Consider the following 16,970-nt stretch of genomic DNA (forward strand, 5'->3'; position numbering starts at 1 on the left):
ACGATCGCTAGCGAAAGGAAGTACTGATGGGAGCCCAGCAGAGGGTCTTCAAAGCGAAGATCAACTCCACCAAGTCCTTGAGGAAGATCTTCAAGGCCATGGAGCTCATCGCGGCATCCCGGATTCAGAAGGCCATCGGCCGGGTGAAGGCCGCCAGCCCGTACGCGAATGCTCTGACGCGTGCGGTCTCGGCGGTCGCCACCCAGTCCAACGTCGATCACACTCTGACGACTGAGCCGGATGAGATCCGGCGCGCCGCCGTCGTCGTGATCGGCCCGGACCGCGGATTCGCCGGCGCCTACTCGGCCAACGTCATCCGCGAGGCCGAAGAGCTCATCCGGCTGCTGACCGAAAACGGCAAGGAAGTCCATCTCTACTCGGTGGGCCGCAAGGCGGAGACGTACTACACGTTCCGCGACCGTGAACTGAAGAAGTCCTGGACCGGGTTCTCCGAGTCGCCGCAGGCCGAACACGCCCGCGAGATCGGCGAGGTCCTGCTTGAGGACTTCCACACCGCGTTCGAAGAAGACGGCGTCGACGAGATCTTCCTTGTCTACACCCGCTTCAAGTCGAGTGTGACGCAGGAGCCGGAGTACCGGCGCCTCATCCCGCTCGAGGTCGTCGACGCTGAGGACGCTGTCGAAGCCGAGCAGATCCCGCAGTCCGGCGGCGTGCCGGACCGGGACAAGGCCAAGGCCCACGACGAGGTCTTCCCGCTGTACGAGTTCGAGCCCGGCCCGGCAGAGGTGCTCGATGCACTGCTGCCGCGCTACATCGACTCGCGCATCCTCGCGGCACTGCTCAACGCCGCCGCCTCCGAGCAGGCGGCCCGCCAGCAGGCCATGAAGACCGCGACCGACAATGCGGACGAACTCATCAAGACCTACACCCGGCTGGCCAACACGGCTCGCCAGGCCGAGATCACCCAGGAAATCTCTGAGATCGTCGGCGGCGCGGATTCCCTCGCGGCATCCGGCGCCGACGACTGATCGGCCACCGAAGAGAGCAGAAGAGAAAGTAGACCATGACTGCCACAGTTACGGAAACCCCGCAGACGCAGGGCACCGCTGGCCGGATCTCCCGCGTCATCGGCCCTGTCGTGGACGTCGAGTTCCCACTCGACTCCGTGCCAGCTATTTACAACGCTCTGACCACCGAGGTGACCCTCTCCGAGGGCACCCGCAAGATCACCCTCGAGGTGGAGCTGCAGCTGGGCAACGGCATCGTCCGTGCCATTTCGCTGCAGCCGACCGACGGCCTCGTCCGCGGTCAGGAGGTCATCGACACCGGTGCGCCGATCGCGGTGCCCGTCGGCGATGTCACCAAGGGCAAGGTCTTCAACGTCACCGGCGACGTGCTCAACGATTCGATGATCGATGAGCCCTACGAGATCACCGAACGGTGGCCCATCCACCGCGAGGCGCCGAACTTCGACCAGCTGGAGTCCAAGACCCAGATGTTCGAGACCGGCATCAAGGTCATCGACCTGCTGACCCCGTACGTGCAGGGCGGAAAGATCGGCCTGTTCGGCGGCGCCGGCGTCGGCAAGACCGTCCTCATCCAGGAGATGATCACCCGTGTCGCCCAGGACCACGGCGGTGTCTCCGTGTTCGCCGGCGTCGGTGAGCGCACCCGTGAGGGCAACGACCTCATCATGGAGATGGACGAGTCGGGCGTGCTCGACAAGACCGCACTGGTCTTCGGCCAGATGGACGAGCCCCCAGGCACCCGTCTGCGCATCGCCCTGACCGGTCTGACCATGGCGGAGTACTTCCGCGATGTCCAGCAGCAGGACGTGCTGCTCTTCATCGACAACATCTTCCGCTTCACCCAGGCAGGCTCCGAGGTCTCCACGCTGCTCGGCCGCATGCCGTCGGCCGTCGGCTACCAGCCGACCCTGGCTGACGAGATGGGTGTCCTGCAGGAGCGCATCACCTCGACCCGCGGTCACTCCATCACCTCGATGCAGGCGATCTACGTCCCGGCCGACGACTACACCGACCCGGCTCCGGCGACCACCTTCGCCCACCTCGATGCGACCACCGAGCTCAGCCGTGACATCGCCTCGCGCGGTCTGTACCCGGCTGTGGATCCGCTGGCCTCCTCCTCGCGCATCCTCGACCCGCTGTACGTGGGCCAGGACCACTACGACGTCGCCACGCAGGTCAAGCAGATCCTGCAGAAGAACAAGGAGCTGCAGGACATCATCGCGATCCTCGGTGTCGACGAGCTCTCCGAAGAGGACAAGCTCACCGTGCACCGCGCACGCCGCATCGAGCAGTTCCTGTCCCAGAACACCTACACTGCAGTGCAGTTCACCGGTGTCGAAGGCTCGACCGTGTCCATCAAGGACACCGTCGAGGGCTTCCGCGGCATCTGCAACGGCGACTTCGACCACATCCCGGAGCAGGCCTTCTTCAACGTCGGCCCGATCGAGGATGTGCTGCGCAACTACGACAAGCTCCAGAAGGAGAACTGATCCCTCATGAGCCTGAATGTCACCGTCGTGGCCGCCGACCGGAGCATCTGGTCGGGCGAGGCCAAGCGCGTCGTCGCTCGTACGACCGAAGGTGAGATCGGCATCCTGTCCGGCCACGAACCCGTTCTGGCGATCGTGGCCGGCGGGGAGGTGCGCATTGTGACTGCTGACGATCAGACCGTCAAGGCGCAGGCCGATGGCGGCTTCCTGTCCGTCGAGAACGACAGGGTCCATATCGTCGCCGACCAGGCCGAACTCGTCTGAGAGATCGCATACACTGGTCAACGTGAACCCATCGACCCTGCTGATCATTCTGCTCTCATTGGTAGGGCTGGCTGTGGTCCTCGTCGTGCTGTTCCTGGTGCGTCGGCGGGCGATCGCAAAGCTTCAGGGCGCGTTCGACTGTTCCATCAGCGTGGGCGAGGACACACCTCGCCCACGCTGGCGTTTGGGCGTGGCGGTCTTCACGGTCACCTCGCTCGACTGGTTTCCGATCTTCAGTCTCACCCGCGGTCCGACGATGACCCTGCCACGGCAGGACATGGAGATCGTCTCACGCGCAGAACCGGACTCCGCCGAGCAGTATGCGGTTATGCCCGGTGCTGTCATCGTGACCGCTGCCTACACTGCTGCCGACGGCAGCTGCCACGAGACCCGGCTAGCCCTCGACTACGAGGCGCTGGCCGCTTTGGCCTCATGGCTCGAATCAGCCCCGCCGGGTTTCAACCGCACCGTCGGCCGCTTCACCTGAGCGCACCGACCCACTGACGAGCCACTGACGAGCAGCCCGCCGGCACGTCCGCCGCCGGCCGGCTGCCGATTCGAGGAGGACGACGAGCATGGAGATCTTCTGCGTCAACGGCCCCCATCAGCTGCGTGGCGAGCTCACCGTCCGGGGTGCGAAGAACAGCGTGCTCAAGCTCATGGCCGCGACCCTGCTGGCCCCGGGCCGCTCGGTGATCTCCAATGTGCCGCGGATCCTCGATGTGTCGATCATGAGCGAGCTGCTGCGCCGTCTCGGCTGCGGCATCGACTACGACCCTGAGGCCGGCACCATCAGCATCGATGTGCCGGAAGAGCCCGGCATCCAGGCCGACTACGAACTCGTCCGGGCGATGCGTGCCTCGATCTGCGTGCTCGGTCCGCTCACCGGTCGGATGCGCGCAGCCCATGTGGCCCTGCCTGGCGGCGATGCGATCGGCTCGCGCGGCCTCGACATGCACCAGGCCGGGCTCGAGGCGATGGGCGCGCAGGCTCACCTCGACCACGGCTACTTCATCGCCGAAGCCCCTGCAGGGCTCCACGGTGCGGAGATCCACCTGCCCTTCCCGTCCGTCGGCGCGACGGAGAACCTCGTCATGGCCGCGACGCTGGCCACCGGCACAACGACAATCGACAATGCCGCGAAGGAACCGGAGATCATCGACATCTGCCTCATGCTGCAGGCGATGGGCGCGAAGATCTCCGGCATCGGCACGAAGACGCTCACCGTCGAGGGCGTCGAACGCCTCCACCCGGTCGAGCACCGTGTCGTCGGCGACCGGATCGTCGCCGGGTCCTGGGCCTTCGCAGCGGCGATCACCGGCGGTGACATCACGGTGCGCGGCATCGATCCGCAGGCGCTGCCGCATGTGTTCAAGCATCTGCGCGACGCTGGCGCCGAGGTGTCAGCACTGCCGGGCAGCAGCGGGTCCCGTGGCCTTCTGGCCGGGATCGCCGCTGCCAACAGCACCGGTGCGCACGACATGGGCTTCCGGGTCATCGGGCCGCAGCGGCCGCACAGCATCCGCGTGGCGACCCTGCCGTTTCCCGGATTCCCCACCGATCTGCAGCCCTTCGTCGTCGCGCTCAATGCCATCGCCGATGGCGTCGGTCTGCTGACGGAGAATCTCTTCGAGGCCCGCTGGCGCTTCGTTCACGAGCTCGCCCGGCTGGGCGCTGATGTCACCATCGACGGCAACCATGCGCTCGTCTCCGGTGTCGAGAAGCTCTCCGGCGCCGAGGTGGAGGCCTCTGATATCCGTGCCGGTGCCGCTCTCGTCATCGCCGGCCTGGCAGCGGAGGGGTGCACCGAGGTCTCCGGCGTCGAGCACATCGACCGCGGCTATGAGGGATTCGTCGAACAGCTCCAGGCGCTCGGCGCCGATGTCACTCGGGTCAAGAAGCCCGAACCCTTCGACATCGAATCACTGGCCTGACACGGCCGAGCACTCTGGCATGGCCGGGCTCTGCCGCCTCGGGAACGGGACTGGCACCTCGGGAGGGGCGGCGCCGGCCTTGGCAACCCGACCGGCACCTCGGCGGTTCAGAACAGCCGGGACTCCGGATCGTCCATGCCGCGCAGGGCATCGTAGTCGAGCACCACGCAGCGGATGCCGCGGTCCTCAGCCAGCGTGCGGGCCTGCGGCTTGATCTCCTGGGCTGCGAACACGCCGGTGACCGGGGCGAGCAGCGGATCGCGGTTCATGAGCTCGAGATAGCGGGTCAGCTGCTCGACGCCGTCGATCTCTCCGCGGCGCTTGATCTCGACTGCGACGGAGGCGCCGGCATCGTCCTTGGCGAGGATGTCGACCGGCCCGATGGCCGTCATGTACTCCCGGCGCACCGTCGAGAAGCCGGCGCCGAGGGTCTCGATGTGCTCGGCGAGCAGCTCCTGCAGATGCGCTTCCACGCCGTCTTTGACGAGCCCGGGATCGACGCCCAGCTCAGCGGAGACGTCCTCGATGATCTCGGCGATGCTGATGATGAGGTGGTCATCGGTCTTCTGATGGGTGACCGTCCACACTTCGGTGATGCCGAACTCGGCCTGCTCATCGCTCGGGTTGCTGACCGTCGTCGTGCACGGCGGGCTCATCCAGTTGAGCGGCTTGTAGGAGCCGCCATCGGAGTGGACGAGGACGCTGCCGTCGGCTTTGAGCATGAGGACCCGGGTGGCCATGGGCAGGTGGGCCGTCAGCCGGCCGGCATAGTCGACACTGCACTTGGCGATCACTAAACGCACGCCCAACACTGTACGTGAGACAATGACCCCATGCCACGTTCGTCTTCCTCTCGCCGTGCCAACAAGTGGTCGCGGCCGCATCGGGAGCTGGGTGCGAGCCTGCAGTCGATTCCGCAGGCCACCGAAGGCGCTGACGGCACCTGGATCGTGCAGCAGGTGCGCGGCTCAGCCTCCGGCAAGGTCTACACCTGCCCGGGCTGCCTGCAGGACCTGCCGGCGCACATCGCCCATATCGTCGCCTGGCGCTCCGATGACGAGTTCGGCTTCGACACCGGCGTGGGCTCCCGCCGCCACTGGCACACCGGCTGCTTCCGCAGCCGGGCTTAGCGTTGCGCGCCGCGGTGCGGGTTGTGCGCCGGGCTGCGGGCTGGCGCGGCTGAGCACTGGCTGGTTACCGGGCCCGAGGTGTCAGCCGGGAACGCCGAAGGCGGAGGCTCCTGCTTGGGGAGCCTCCGCCTTCGTCATTCACACTCAGGCTGCGCTATGCGTCGGTGTGCTGTGTATCCGGGTGCTGAGCCGGTGCAGCGTGCGTACAGAGCTCAGCGCAGACGATGGGAGTTCGGCGCCGGGCGGTTGAACGCGCCGCGGTTGCTGCCCGATCCCTGCTGGCCGGCGCCCGAATGCTTGGCACCTGCCGACGTGCCGGACTTCGAGCTGCTGCCCGAGTCCTTTCCGTCCTCAGCGGTGTCATCGGAGGCATCCTCGGAAGCCTCCTCGGCAGCGGAGTCCTCGGCCTCAGCATCGGCGCCGTCCGCCTCGGCATCCGTCGCATCCTCGTCCGTCGCGTTCTTCTTCAGCTCGTCGAGCTCGGACTCGGAGGCGATCTTCTCCGTCGGCAGCGCAGCGGCGGCCTCCTGATCGGACTTGTCCTCGGTGAAGTCGACTCCCTCGAACAGTCCAGGCGCTGCGAACATCGAGCGCAGCTGCTCCAGCTGGGCGGTGATGGTGCGGCGCTGCTTGGTCAGCAGATCGACCTGAGCCTGCGCGGAGGACACATTGCGCTTGGCCTCGGCTGCCGACTCCTCGATCGTCGCCTCAGCGGTCGCACGGGCCTCGGAGATGAGGTCCTGTGCCCGCTTGCGGCCGTCGGCGATGATCTTGTCGGCCTTCTCGACCGCATCCTTGCGGGTTTGCTCGGCACGCTCGGCAGCGGCCTTCGCATCGTCATCGGCCTTCTTGGCCCGGTTCTGCGCCTCCTCGGTGAGCTTCTTATGCTCCGCGGCGGCGGTGTCGAAGCGCTGCTTCTCCTCGGTCTCGGCCTTCTGCCGCTTCTCCGCCAGTTCCACATCGAGGGCGTCTGAGGCCTTGCGGATCTCCTCATCCTTCTGCTTGGCCGCCGAGAGGATCTCATCGGCTTCCTTCTTGGCCGTGGCCCGGATGTCAGCGGCGTCCTTCTGCGCATCAGCCCGCAGCTGCGCGACCTCGCGCTTGAGCGCTTCGCGCGACTCTGCTGCATCATTGGCCGCCGTCGAGGTCAGCTGCTCAGCCTCGCGCTCGGCCGCCGTCTGGATCTCCGCAGCGCGGGTCTCTGCAGCCTTGACCGTCTCATCAGCACGCAGCTCTGCAGCCGAGCTGATCGCCTCGGCCTCGGAGCGGGCGTTGTTGAGTGTGTCATTGCTTTCGGTGTGCATGCGCGCCCGCTGGCTGGCGGCATCAGCGCGAGCCTTGTTGCGGATCGTCTCGGCATCAGCGGTCGCCTGGGCGAGGGTCTCGCGAGCCTGCGACTCAGCGATCTTGAGGAGGTGGTCGATGCGGGATCCGGGAGGACCGGCCGCCTCGGCCTTGTCGCTGGCAGCATCCTTGAGCTGCTGCTTGGCTTCCGACAGCTCGCCGGCGATCTGCAGCTTCGCCCGGTCGGCGCTGATGACCTGAGACCGCGCATCGGACAGGGCCTTGCGCAGGGATTCGATCTCGGTCCGCAGCTGACCGATGCGCGCATCGACTTCGTTCTTCTCGTAACCGCGCATCGCGGTCCGGAACTCTTCGGGAGGCGTCACAGTCTTCGACTCCGTTTCATCTATGGGAACTACGGGGGCTCAGCATCCCACTCTACTCGGCACTGCAGTGATTGGCCGCCCGCAGATGTCATATGAGAGCAGTGCGCGGTACTGCGGAGGGAATTCACAGCTGCGCAGCCGGTATTTCCAGCCGCCGGGCGCTCGACTAGGCTGGGATCCGAATCACTTTCATGAGTTGGTCTGCGGCGCGCGAAGCAGCCGACTGCCGGGTGCAGCCGCAGCTGTCGAAGGAGGAATCATGACCGAAGCCGTCATCGTCGCAGGTTCGCGCACACCGCTGGGCCGAATGTCCGGTGCGCTCGGCTCGCTCAGCGCGATGGATCTCGGCGCCGAGGCCATCACCGGTGCGCTCACGCGCGCCGGCGTCAAGCCCGAGGACGTCGAGTACGTCATCATGGGCCAGGTGCTCCAGGCCGGCTGCGGTCAGGGTCCGGCCCGCCAGGCCGCCGCCAAGGCCGGCATCCCGATGTCCGTGCCGGCGATCACCATCAACAAGCTGTGCCTGTCGGGTCTCAACGCCATCACGCAGGCCGCCATGCTCGTGCGCGCCGGTGAGTACGAGGTCGTCGTCGCCGGCGGTCAGGAATCGATGACGAACGCCCCGCACATGCTGGAGAAGTCCCGCGCCGGCTACAAGTACGGCACCGTCAAGGTCCGTGACCACATGGACTACGACGGCCTGTGGGATGCCTTCACTGATCAGGCGATGGGCGGGCTGACCGAGGACGCCAACACGGCCGATCTCGTGTTCAGCCGTGAGGAGCAGGATGCCTTCGCAGCCCGTTCCCACCAGCGCGCCGGTGCCGCTGCCGAGGCGGGCCGCTTCGACGATGAGATCACCCCGGTGACCATCACCTCGCGCAAGGGCGAGACCGTCGTCTCCGCAGACGAAGGCGTGCGCCCGGACTCGACCCCGGAATCGCTGGCCAAGCTGCGCCCGGCCTTCCGCAAGGACGGATCGATCACTGCCGGCAATGCCTCGCAGATCTCCGACGGCGCCTGCGCTGTCGTCGTGATGTCGAAGGAGCGCGCCGAGCGCGAGGGCCTGGAGATCCTCGCCGAGGTCCGCGCGCATGCCTGGACCGCTGGCCCGGACTCCTCGCTGCAGCTGCAGCCCAGCCAGGCGATCAAGGCCGCCGCTGAGCGTGAAGGCGTCGCTGCTGACAGCTTCGACCTCTATGAGATCAACGAAGCCTTCGCCGCTGTCGGCCTCGCCAGCGTCAAGGACCTGGGCGTGAGTGATGACAAGGTCAACGTCAACGGCGGTGCGATCGCACTCGGCCACCCGATCGGCGCCTCGGGTGCCCGTGTCGCCCTGACCCTGGCCCTGGAGCTCAAACGCCGCGGCGGCGGCACCGGTGTCGCCGCACTCTGCGGCGGCGGGGGACAGGGCGATGCGCTCGTGCTGTCCGTGCCGCAGAACTGAGACGCGCCGGCGCCGGCAGCCGCGCGCTGCCGGCGCCTGCTGAAGAACACCGCCCGATACGCACAAGGAGGAGCCATGCTCGTAGCATTCTCCGTCGCCCCCACCGGCGACGCTGAGACCGGTTCGATGCACGAAGCCGTCGCCGCAGCGGTGAAGGTCGTGCGCGAATCCGGCCTGCCCAACCAGACCGATTCGATGTTCACCACCATCGAAGGCGAATGGGATGAGGTCTTCGACGTCGTCAAGCGCGCCACCGAGGCGGTGTCCGCCTTCGGCCCGCGCGTATCGCTCGTGCTCAAGGCCGATATCCGGCCCGGCCGCACCGGTGAGCTGACCGGCAAGGTCGAGCGCGTCGAGAAGGTCCTCGCAGCAGGAGCCGACGCAGACGGCTGAGTCTCCACCGCCTCGGCGGCGGTAACGACAGGAGCCCGGCAGCAGCGGTGAACGCTGCGGCCGGGCTCCTGCGCTGTCAGCGCCCCCAGCAGGAATCGAACCCGCATCTTCCGGGTAGAAACCGGACGTCGTGATCCTTTGGACCATGGAGGCACTGGACATCTTAGCGCCTGCGCTCGCCGCCTGCCTCCGATGCAGGTCCTGACGCGGGCCAAGTCACACGGGCGCGGCGTGGTGAGTGGTGTCTGCCTGGGAAAACGGAGAGAGTAGGAATGTGACTCAAGGACCGAACGCCTTCAGCCTGCCATCAGGTGTGGCGCCTGCCCTCGGTGACCTCATCAAGCGAGTGCGGGACGCGCGCTTTCCGCTGCACACCCCCGGCGCCGAGGCCGGCCGCAGCCTGCAGCGCAGCCTGGACGACCAGCTGACCGACTACCTCCTGCCGCGGGTCCAGCACACCGATGCGCCGCTGCTCGTCGTCGTCGGCGGATCGACCGGTGCCGGCAAGTCGACCCTGGTGAACTCGATCGTCGAAGCCGATATCTCCGCCACCGGCGTGCTGCGGCCGACGACGCGCTGGCCGCTGCTCATCCACCATCCTGATGACGAGGAGTACTTCTCCTCCGACCGGATCCTGCCGAGCCTGGAGCGAGTCGTCGGCTCCTCGACCGACCTCGCCCGCCCGCAGCTTCGGCTCGTCTCCAGCACGAGCGTGCCGCCTGGTCTGGCGCTGCTCGACTCCCCAGACATCGACTCCGTCAGCGAGGACAATCGGACGCTGGCCCGCCAGCTGCTCGCGGCAGCGGATCTGTGGCTGTTCGTCACCACCGCTTCCCGGTATGCGGATGCGGTGCCGTGGGAGCTGCTGAAGCAGTCGGCTGAGCGCGGCACGGCCGTGTCGATCGTGCTCGACCGGGTGCCGCCGAAAGCCAACCGCGAGGTCCGCCACCATCTCTCCGGGCTGCTCGCCGAGGCGGGGCTCGGGTCTGCGCCGATCTTCACCGTTCCTGAGCTCATGCTCGTCGATGGCCGGATCCCCGAGGCGGCGGTCTTCCCGGTGCAGTCGTGGATCATGAATCTCGGGCGCAACTCCCGCGCCCGCGACCGGGTCATCGCCCAGACGCTCACCGGTGCGCTGGCCGCAGTGCCAGCCCAGGCGCGGACGCTGGCCGAGTACGTCGAAGAGCAGGAGGCCGCCCACCAGCGGCTGCAGGACATCGTCGGCCAGGAGTTCGGGCAGGCCCGCGAAGAGCTGGCCGACTCCATCGTCGACGGCCGCGTGCTGCGCGGCGAAGTGCTCGCCCGCTGGCAGGACTTCGTGGGCACCGGACAGTTCTTCCGCGGCCTTGAGCCCACCGTCGCGCGCGTCCGCGACCGCATCACCTCGGCGGTCACCGGCAAGCGCGATGCCGCCGAACCACTCAACCAGGCGATCGAGGACTCCGTGGCTCTGCTCATCCGCGAACAGGTCGTCGCAGCGGTGACGAACACCTCCCATGCCTGGCAGTCCCACCCCGACGGCGATGCCCTCGTCCGTGACAACCCGCAGCTGACGCGCGTGCCGGCGGAGTTCGACGGCGATGTCGGGCGGATGGTCGCCGCCTGGTCCGATGACGTCAACGAACTCGTCCGCGAGGTCGGGCAGAGCAAGCGCGCCAAGGCCAGGATCCTGTCCTTCGGCGTCAACGGTGTGGGTGCCGTGCTCATGCTCGCCGTCTTCGCCGGCACCGGCGGTCTCACCGGCGCCGAAGCGGGTGTCGCCGGGGGCACGGCGCTGGTGGCCGGCAAGCTGCTCGACACGATCTTCGGCGACCAAGCGACACGGGACCTTGCGCAGATGGCGCGCAGCCGGCTCATCGATGCGACATCCGAGCTGCTCGACCGCTACCGGGCACCGTTCGACACCGCCCTGCACAACAGCGAAGTGCCGCCTCGGCAGGCAGGAATCCTGCGCGGAGCCGGCGACCGATTGGAGGAAGCACTGTGAGCGATGCGACGCACAGCCGGATCGCGACGCTGACAGAGGGCATCAGACACGCTCTCACCCTCGGCCCGCGCAAGATCTCCGACGACACCCGCTCGGCGGCAGAGGATCTGCTGGAGAAGGCCGAAGCGCGCCTGAAGCTCGGGGAGGACTCCACCGTCGTCGCCTTCGCCGGCTCGACCGGATCCGGCAAGTCCTCCCTGTTCAATGCGGTCGCCGGCTTGGAGATCGCCAAGGTGGGCGTGCGCCGGCCGACGACGTCGAAGCCGACGGCCTGTGTGTGGGGCGAAGGCGGCGAGGAGATCATGTCGTGGCTGCAGGTGCCGGTGGGCAACCGCACCTGGCGCGAAAGCGCCCTCGACGGTGACGACCAGGAGCGGCTGCACGGACTCGTGCTCGTCGATCTGCCCGATCACGACTCGACCTCGGCTGAGCACCGCGTCGAATCCGACCGGCTCGTCAACCTCGTCGACGTCGTGTTCTGGGTCGTCGACCCGCAGAAGTACGCTGACTTCTCACTACATTCGCATTACCTCTCGGAGTTCGCCGCGCATGCCTCCTCGATGGTCGTGGTGCTCAATCAGATCGACCGGCTCTCTGCTGAGGAGCAGGTCGCCTGCCGTGACCATCTGCAGCAGCTGCTGGCCCACGACGGCCTCGACAAGGCGCGTGTGGCGCTGGCCTCGGCGCTGACCCGCGAGGGCGTTCCGGAGCTGCGTGAGATCCTCACTGAGACGGTGCGCGCACAGGCCGCCGCATCAGAGCGGCTGCTGACGGATCTGACGGAGATGGCTGCGCGGATCCGCAGGGAGATCGGCACCCCGGTCGAACAGCCGGAGCAGCTGCCCGGCACTGACCGCCTCATCGACGCGATGGTCGACGCCGCCGGTGTCAATGCCGTCGCCCAGACGGTTGAAGACGACTACCTGCGCCGGGCCTATAAGAAGACCGGCTATCCGCCGCTGGCGATGGCCCAGCGGGGCCAGGCCGACCCGCTCGGTTCCCGCCACGGCGGCGACCGTGAGGATCTCATCCGGGCAGCGGTGCCGGAGACCACGCGCACGCAGAGCGCACGCGTCAACCTCGCAGCCCATGAGCTCGTCATCGATGCGGTCTCGACACTGCCGATGGCCTGGCAGGCTGATGTCGCCAAGGCGGAGAAGCAGTCGACGGCCGAACTGACCCACACGCTCGATGAAGCGGTCACCGCCGTGCGCATCGAACGGCGCCGGCCCGGCTGGTGGGCTTTGGCGTCGGTGCTGCAGATGCTGTTCTTCCTCGCCACCGTCATCGGTGCGCTGTGGCTCATCATCCAGCTCGTGCTGCTGCTCGCCGGTGTCGATGCGGCTGCCGGATCGGCGCCGCTGTGGATCGCGCCCGGCGCTCTTCTTATGCTCGGCATCATCGGCTCGGTCATCACCAGCTCGACTGCTGCTGCGGCTCGCCGCAAGGGAGCCAAGGAAGCCGCTGATGATGTCACCGAACGGCTGACGCAGGCCGTCCACCACGCTGCGGCAAGCTCCTATCTGGCGCCGATCAGCGACGTGCTGCGCGAACACCGCGAGGTCTACGACCGGCTGGGCTGAGACCAGCGCACGAGCGCCTGTGGATGCTGACTTCGCATCCACAGGCGCTTCTGTTTCTCTGCGTGCCGTTGCAGAGGTGCGGCAGTGTCAGCAGCAGGTCTGAGGAGACGTCGAGAGTCTCAGCAGAGGCAAGAGAAAGGACCTGCTCGTGAAACAACTCAACTACTTCGTCGGCACCGCCGGCAGCGACTGCCGACACGGAACGCTGACCGACGGCCGCGCCTGGGCATCATTTCGGCTGGCGGTGAACTTCGGGTTCTATGACACCGAGAAGGGGGAGTACCGGGAGATCGACACCTCGTGGTACGACGTCTCCTGCTACGGCGACCTCGCCCCGAATGTTATGGCCTCCGTGCACAAGGGCGATGCCGTCATCGTCGCCGGCCGCCTGCGGATCCGTGAATGGACCGATGACAACGGCAAATCGGGCAGAAGCGCGCAGATCGTCGCCGAGGCGGTCGGCCACAATCTGCGCTTCGGCACCGCCAAATGGGCCCGCAACATCCGCAACGGTGCGCGCCCAGCCGGACAGCAGAAGGACAACCACTGGCAGGTCGACGGCCCGGATGGGCCGCCGGAGCCGCCGCAGGCATCCTCCGCTGATGACATCGACGACATGATGGTCGACACCGACACCGGCGAGATCCGCGCCGACCATGCCATGGAGGCAGCCGTCCCGAACTGAACCGACACCTCGGGCTGGGCAGGCTGGAGAACGCACCGCAGGGTGGGCTCGGCCTGCCCGCTCGCATGCGTGCCGGACCGCCGGCTCATGCGCGTACCGGACTGCTGGCTGCAGATGTTCGGCGACATGCCTGCGAAACAGGCTCGGTTCACAGCGTTCAGCCTGCCAGGTGTGGTTAAAGTAGGACTGTTGTGTGGAACTGACCGAAGGACGACAATGCTACGACGGATGCTCGCTGCCGGTACGCTGACCGGTTCCGCCGTGCTTCTGAGCGCATGCTCGCTGCTGAACCCGCAGGCAGCTGAACCGGAGCCGAACCCGGTGCAGACCAAAGAGGTCCCTGCCGTCGTCGATGAGGTCGTCGCCGCACTCAAACCGCTCGAAGGCCGTGAGGATGTCCCGAGCACCGAGGAGTTCTTCGACACCATGACCGAGGCCGGTTACGAGCCCGAACAGCTCGAAGCGACAATCGATGCCTCGCCGCTGGGCAATGACGTGCCCTCGAAGATGTTCGGCGTCAAGGTTGACGACGGCTGCGTGGTCGGCGAGATCCGCAAGGGCAAGATCCATGCTGAGCTTATGAAGCCCACCGAATCGACCGGCACCTGCCTTCTCGGCTACGTCGAACGGCCAGAAGGAGTCCCGGAGCCGGAAGGCGATCTGCGCGATGAGGACTCCGACGACAACGGCGAAGGACACCTGCCCGGCGAGGGCATGGACAGCCGGAACCCTGATGACTCCTCCGGCTCCGGCGACGGCGGCGATAGCGGAAGCTCTGACAGCGGCGGTGGGCAGGACAGCTCGACTGAGGACGAAGAGCCAGACGAGGCCCCCGAACTCGGCGGCTGAGATGCTGCGCTGACACTGCGCGCCTGGCCGCTGTGTGTGCGCATTCTTCCTGACCGGTCTGGATCGCTGTGGCAAATGGCCTTAGCCACTGCGAAACCGATAGTCTGAGGGCACTATGGCCGAATTCATTTACACCATGCACAAGGCGCGCAAGGCGCACGGTGACAAAGTCATTCTCGATGATGTGTCGATGTCGTTCTATCCCGGAGCGAAGATCGGCATGGTCGGCCCCAATGGTGCCGGCAAGTCCACCATCCTCAAGATCATGGCAGGGATCGACCAGCCCTCCAACGGTGAGGCCCGCCTCAGCCCCGGGTACTCGGTGGGCATCCTGCTGCAGGAACCGCCGCTGAACGAAGACAAGACGGTCCTCGGCAATGTCGAGGAAGGCGTCGGCGAGATCAAGTCGAAGCTCGACCGCTACAACGAGATCTCCGAAGAGATGGCTAACCCGGATGCAGACTTCGATGCCCTCATGGAAGAGATGGGCAAGCTACAGGAGGCCATCGACGCTGCTGATGCCTGGGATCTCGACTCGCAGCTCGAACAGGCGATGGACGCTCTGCGTTGTCCGCCAGCAGACGCCGATGTCTCGGTGCTCTCCGGCGGTGAGCGCCGCCGCGTGGCACTGTGCAAGCTGCTGCTGGAAAAGCCCGATCTGCTGCTGCTCGACGAGCCGACCAACCACCTCGACGCCGAATCGGTGCTGTGGCTCGAGCAACACCTCAAGAGCTACCCCGGCGCTGTCATCGCGATCACTCACGATCGCTACTTCCTCGATCACGTCGCTGAGTGGATCGCCGAGGTCGATCGCGGTCACCTCTACCCGTATGAGGGCAACTACTCCACCTACCTGGAGAAGAAGCAGGAGCGTCTGCAGGTTCAGGGCAAGAAGGACGCCAAGCTGAAGAAGCGCCTGAAGGACGAGCTGGAGTGGGTGCGTTCGAACGCGAAGGCCCGCCAGACTAAGTCGAAGGCACGTCTTGCCCGCTACGAGGAGATGGCTGCCGAGGCGGAGAAGACCCGGAAGCTCGACTTCGAAGAGATCCAGATCCCGCCGGGCCCGCGTCTGGGTGACGTCGTCATCGAGGCCAAGGACCTGCAGAAGGGCTTCGGAGACCGCAAGCTCATCGACGGCCTGTCGTTCTCGCTGCCGCGCAACGGAATTGTCGGTGTCATCGGCCCCAACGGTGTCGGCAAGACGACGCTGTTCAAGTCCATTGTCGGACTCGAAGAACTCGACGGGGGAGACCTCAAGGTCGGCGAGACCGTCAAGATCTCCTATGTCGACCAGTCCCGCGGCGGCATCGACCCGGAGAAAAGCCTGTGGGAGGTCGTCTCTGACGGACTCGACTTCATCCAGGTCGGCAACGTTGAGATGCCTTCGCGTGCGTATGTTTCGGCATTCGGGTTCAAAGGGCCGGACCAGCAGAAGAAGGCCGGCGTGCTCTCCGGTGGTGAGCGCAACCGTCTGAACCTGGCGCTGACCCTCAAGCAGGGCGGCAATCTGCTCCTGCTTGACGAGCCGACCAACGACCTCGACGTCGAAACGCTCGGCTCGCTGGAGAACGCGCTGCTCGACTTCCCCGGTTGTGCAGTGGTCGTCTCCCACGACCGTTGGTTCCTCGACCGCGTCGCCACCCACATCCTTGCGTGGGAGGGAACCGAGGAGAACCCTGCCAACTGGTACTGGTTCGAAGGCAACTTCGAAGCGTATGAGAAGAACAAGGTTGAGCGGCTTGGTGAGGAGGCTGCGCGCCCGCACCGCGTCACCCACCGCCGTCTGACCCGCGACTGACGCACACGCCGCTTCCGAGCGCTTCGCATCCACTCAAGGCCGGTTGCCCTCTACGGGCGGCCGGCCTTGAGCATTCCCCATACCGACACGATCTGGTAATGTGATGTTACTCACATGCTGAGGATCGCTTCTCGGTGGTATCCCCACACCCCTGCGCAGAGGTCACGAGCTGACTGGTTTTCGCGGAGTTGTCCACAGATTTGATCCCACCCGTTCCTTCGCGCTGATGAGTTGCCTACGGTTGCAACAGCTGAGGAAGGGAATGACATGCACCGGCAAGGACGGCCTATCTGGGCCGCACTCGGAGCAGCTGCTCTGACGCTGAGCGTCACTGCCTGCGGAGGAACAGCAGAACCAGAGGTGAAAGCGACGGCGGAGCCGCCGTCTCATGAAGCTGAGACGAATGCCGGTGATGTACTGCCGGAACCTCCGTACGAGACTGAGCTGGCTCTCTCTCCGGAGGAGAAGGAGGCTGCGGATGAGGCATATGACACCTACGTGAGCTTCGTTCGTGCGGAGAACGAAGTTTCGGTCGACGAAGTGCCTGAACGCGCGTTGATCTTTCTTAGAGGATCGCTGAAGAGGGTGTACGCCGAGGGGTTCAAAAGTATGAGCGACGAGGGAGAAGCCCTGATAAGCGGTTATACGGCTCTTCAGAGTTGAGTGTGGGTTGATGCGTCCAGGCCGCCAGCGATGAGCAGCATGCGGAGTCGGTAGTTCTCGAGGTTGCGGAATCCGCGAGCGATCCGCC

The 16,970-nt window shown here is 66.2% G+C and carries 16 protein-coding genes and 1 tRNA gene; 14 read left to right on the forward strand and 3 right to left on the reverse strand.

What is annotated here, in order from left to right:
* Positions 1–26 precede the first annotated feature (26 nt).
* From ACFFN1_RS15060 to murA, 5 genes are all read left to right on the forward strand, one after another.
* Entirely contained in the window at positions 27–989 is a 963-nt protein-coding gene (locus ACFFN1_RS15060; protein WP_376841675.1) for a F0F1 ATP synthase subunit gamma, read from the forward strand.
* Between the two features lie 35 nt (positions 990–1,024).
* The gene (gene atpD, locus ACFFN1_RS15065) at positions 1,025–2,479 is read left to right on the forward strand and encodes a F0F1 ATP synthase subunit beta (protein ID WP_376841676.1); all 1,455 of its coding nucleotides are present in this window, start codon (positions 1,025–1,027) and stop codon (positions 2,477–2,479) included.
* 6 nt (positions 2,480–2,485) lie between these two features.
* Positions 2,486–2,743, forward strand: a complete 258-nt coding sequence (locus tag ACFFN1_RS15070) for a F0F1 ATP synthase subunit epsilon (RefSeq protein ID WP_376841677.1) — start codon at positions 2,486–2,488, stop codon at positions 2,741–2,743.
* 22 nt (positions 2,744–2,765) lie between these two features.
* On the forward strand, positions 2,766–3,230 hold the full coding sequence (locus ACFFN1_RS15075) for a DUF2550 domain-containing protein (protein ID WP_376841678.1): 465 nt from the start codon (positions 2,766–2,768) through the stop codon (positions 3,228–3,230).
* An 88-nt stretch (positions 3,231–3,318) separates the two neighbouring features.
* Positions 3,319–4,677, forward strand: a complete 1,359-nt coding sequence (gene murA, locus ACFFN1_RS15080) for a UDP-N-acetylglucosamine 1-carboxyvinyltransferase (RefSeq protein WP_376841680.1) — start codon at positions 3,319–3,321, stop codon at positions 4,675–4,677.
* Between the two features lie 107 nt (positions 4,678–4,784).
* On the opposite strand, the gene nucS is transcribed toward murA, so the two are convergent.
* Positions 4,785–5,480 carry an endonuclease NucS gene (nucS, locus tag ACFFN1_RS15085; RefSeq protein WP_376841681.1) on the reverse strand — a complete coding sequence of 232 codons (696 nt, stop codon included), beginning with the start codon at positions 5,478–5,480 and terminating at the stop codon, positions 4,785–4,787.
* 30 nt (positions 5,481–5,510) lie between these two features.
* On the opposite strand from nucS, the gene ACFFN1_RS15090 reads away from it, so the two are divergent.
* A complete protein-coding gene (locus ACFFN1_RS15090; protein WP_376841682.1) occupies positions 5,511–5,807 on the forward strand; it encodes an Rv1322 family protein in 297 nt (98 codons plus the stop codon).
* Between the two features lie 212 nt (positions 5,808–6,019).
* Here the strand turns inward: ACFFN1_RS15090 and ACFFN1_RS15095 are convergent, their stop codons facing one another.
* Positions 6,020–7,477, reverse strand: coding sequence for a coiled-coil domain-containing protein (locus ACFFN1_RS15095; RefSeq protein WP_376841683.1), 1,458 nt, complete (start codon positions 7,475–7,477; stop codon positions 6,020–6,022).
* 259 nt (positions 7,478–7,736) lie between these two features.
* On the opposite strand from ACFFN1_RS15095, the gene ACFFN1_RS15100 reads away from it, so the two are divergent.
* Together ACFFN1_RS15100 and ACFFN1_RS15105 are read left to right on the forward strand one after the other, a co-directional pair.
* Positions 7,737–8,924 carry an acetyl-CoA C-acetyltransferase gene (locus ACFFN1_RS15100; protein ID WP_376841684.1) on the forward strand — a complete coding sequence of 396 codons (1,188 nt, stop codon included), beginning with the start codon at positions 7,737–7,739 and terminating at the stop codon, positions 8,922–8,924.
* A gap of 75 nt (positions 8,925–8,999) precedes the next feature.
* Positions 9,000–9,317, forward strand: coding sequence for a thiamine-binding protein (locus tag ACFFN1_RS15105; protein WP_376841685.1), 318 nt, complete (start codon positions 9,000–9,002; stop codon positions 9,315–9,317).
* Between the two features lie 80 nt (positions 9,318–9,397).
* Here the strand turns inward: ACFFN1_RS15105 and ACFFN1_RS15110 are convergent.
* A tRNA-Arg gene (locus ACFFN1_RS15110) sits at positions 9,398–9,470 on the reverse strand.
* Between the two features lie 121 nt (positions 9,471–9,591).
* Here ACFFN1_RS15110 and ACFFN1_RS15115 point away from each other — a divergent pair.
* From ACFFN1_RS15115 to ACFFN1_RS15140, 6 genes are all read left to right on the forward strand, one after another.
* Positions 9,592–11,304, forward strand: coding sequence for a dynamin family protein (locus ACFFN1_RS15115; protein WP_376841686.1), 1,713 nt, complete (start codon positions 9,592–9,594; stop codon positions 11,302–11,304).
* A complete protein-coding gene (locus tag ACFFN1_RS15120) occupies positions 11,301–12,887 on the forward strand; it encodes a GTPase (RefSeq protein ID WP_376841687.1) in 1,587 nt (528 codons plus the stop codon). The genes ACFFN1_RS15115 and ACFFN1_RS15120 overlap by 4 nt, the downstream gene beginning before the upstream one ends.
* A gap of 148 nt (positions 12,888–13,035) precedes the next feature.
* Positions 13,036–13,572: a single-stranded DNA-binding protein gene (locus ACFFN1_RS15125; RefSeq protein ID WP_376841688.1), complete on the forward strand. Its 537-nt coding sequence runs from the start codon at positions 13,036–13,038 to the stop codon at positions 13,570–13,572.
* Between the two features lie 216 nt (positions 13,573–13,788).
* Complete coding sequence (locus tag ACFFN1_RS15130) at positions 13,789–14,421, forward strand: DUF6993 domain-containing protein (RefSeq protein WP_376841689.1); 633 nt, start codon at positions 13,789–13,791, stop codon at positions 14,419–14,421.
* A gap of 115 nt (positions 14,422–14,536) precedes the next feature.
* Positions 14,537–16,219 (forward strand): energy-dependent translational throttle protein EttA, encoded by a 1,683-nt coding sequence (gene ettA / locus ACFFN1_RS15135; protein ID WP_376841690.1) that lies wholly within the window; start codon positions 14,537–14,539, stop codon positions 16,217–16,219.
* A 360-nt stretch (positions 16,220–16,579) separates the two neighbouring features.
* On the forward strand, positions 16,580–16,882 hold the full coding sequence (locus ACFFN1_RS15140) for a hypothetical protein (RefSeq protein ID WP_376841691.1): 303 nt from the start codon (positions 16,580–16,582) through the stop codon (positions 16,880–16,882).
* The last annotated feature ends 88 nt before the right edge of the window (positions 16,883–16,970 follow it).

It is taken from the genome of Brevibacterium otitidis (genome assembly GCF_042429315.1).
Lineage (GTDB): Bacteria > Actinomycetota > Actinomycetes > Actinomycetales > Brevibacteriaceae > Brevibacterium > Brevibacterium otitidis.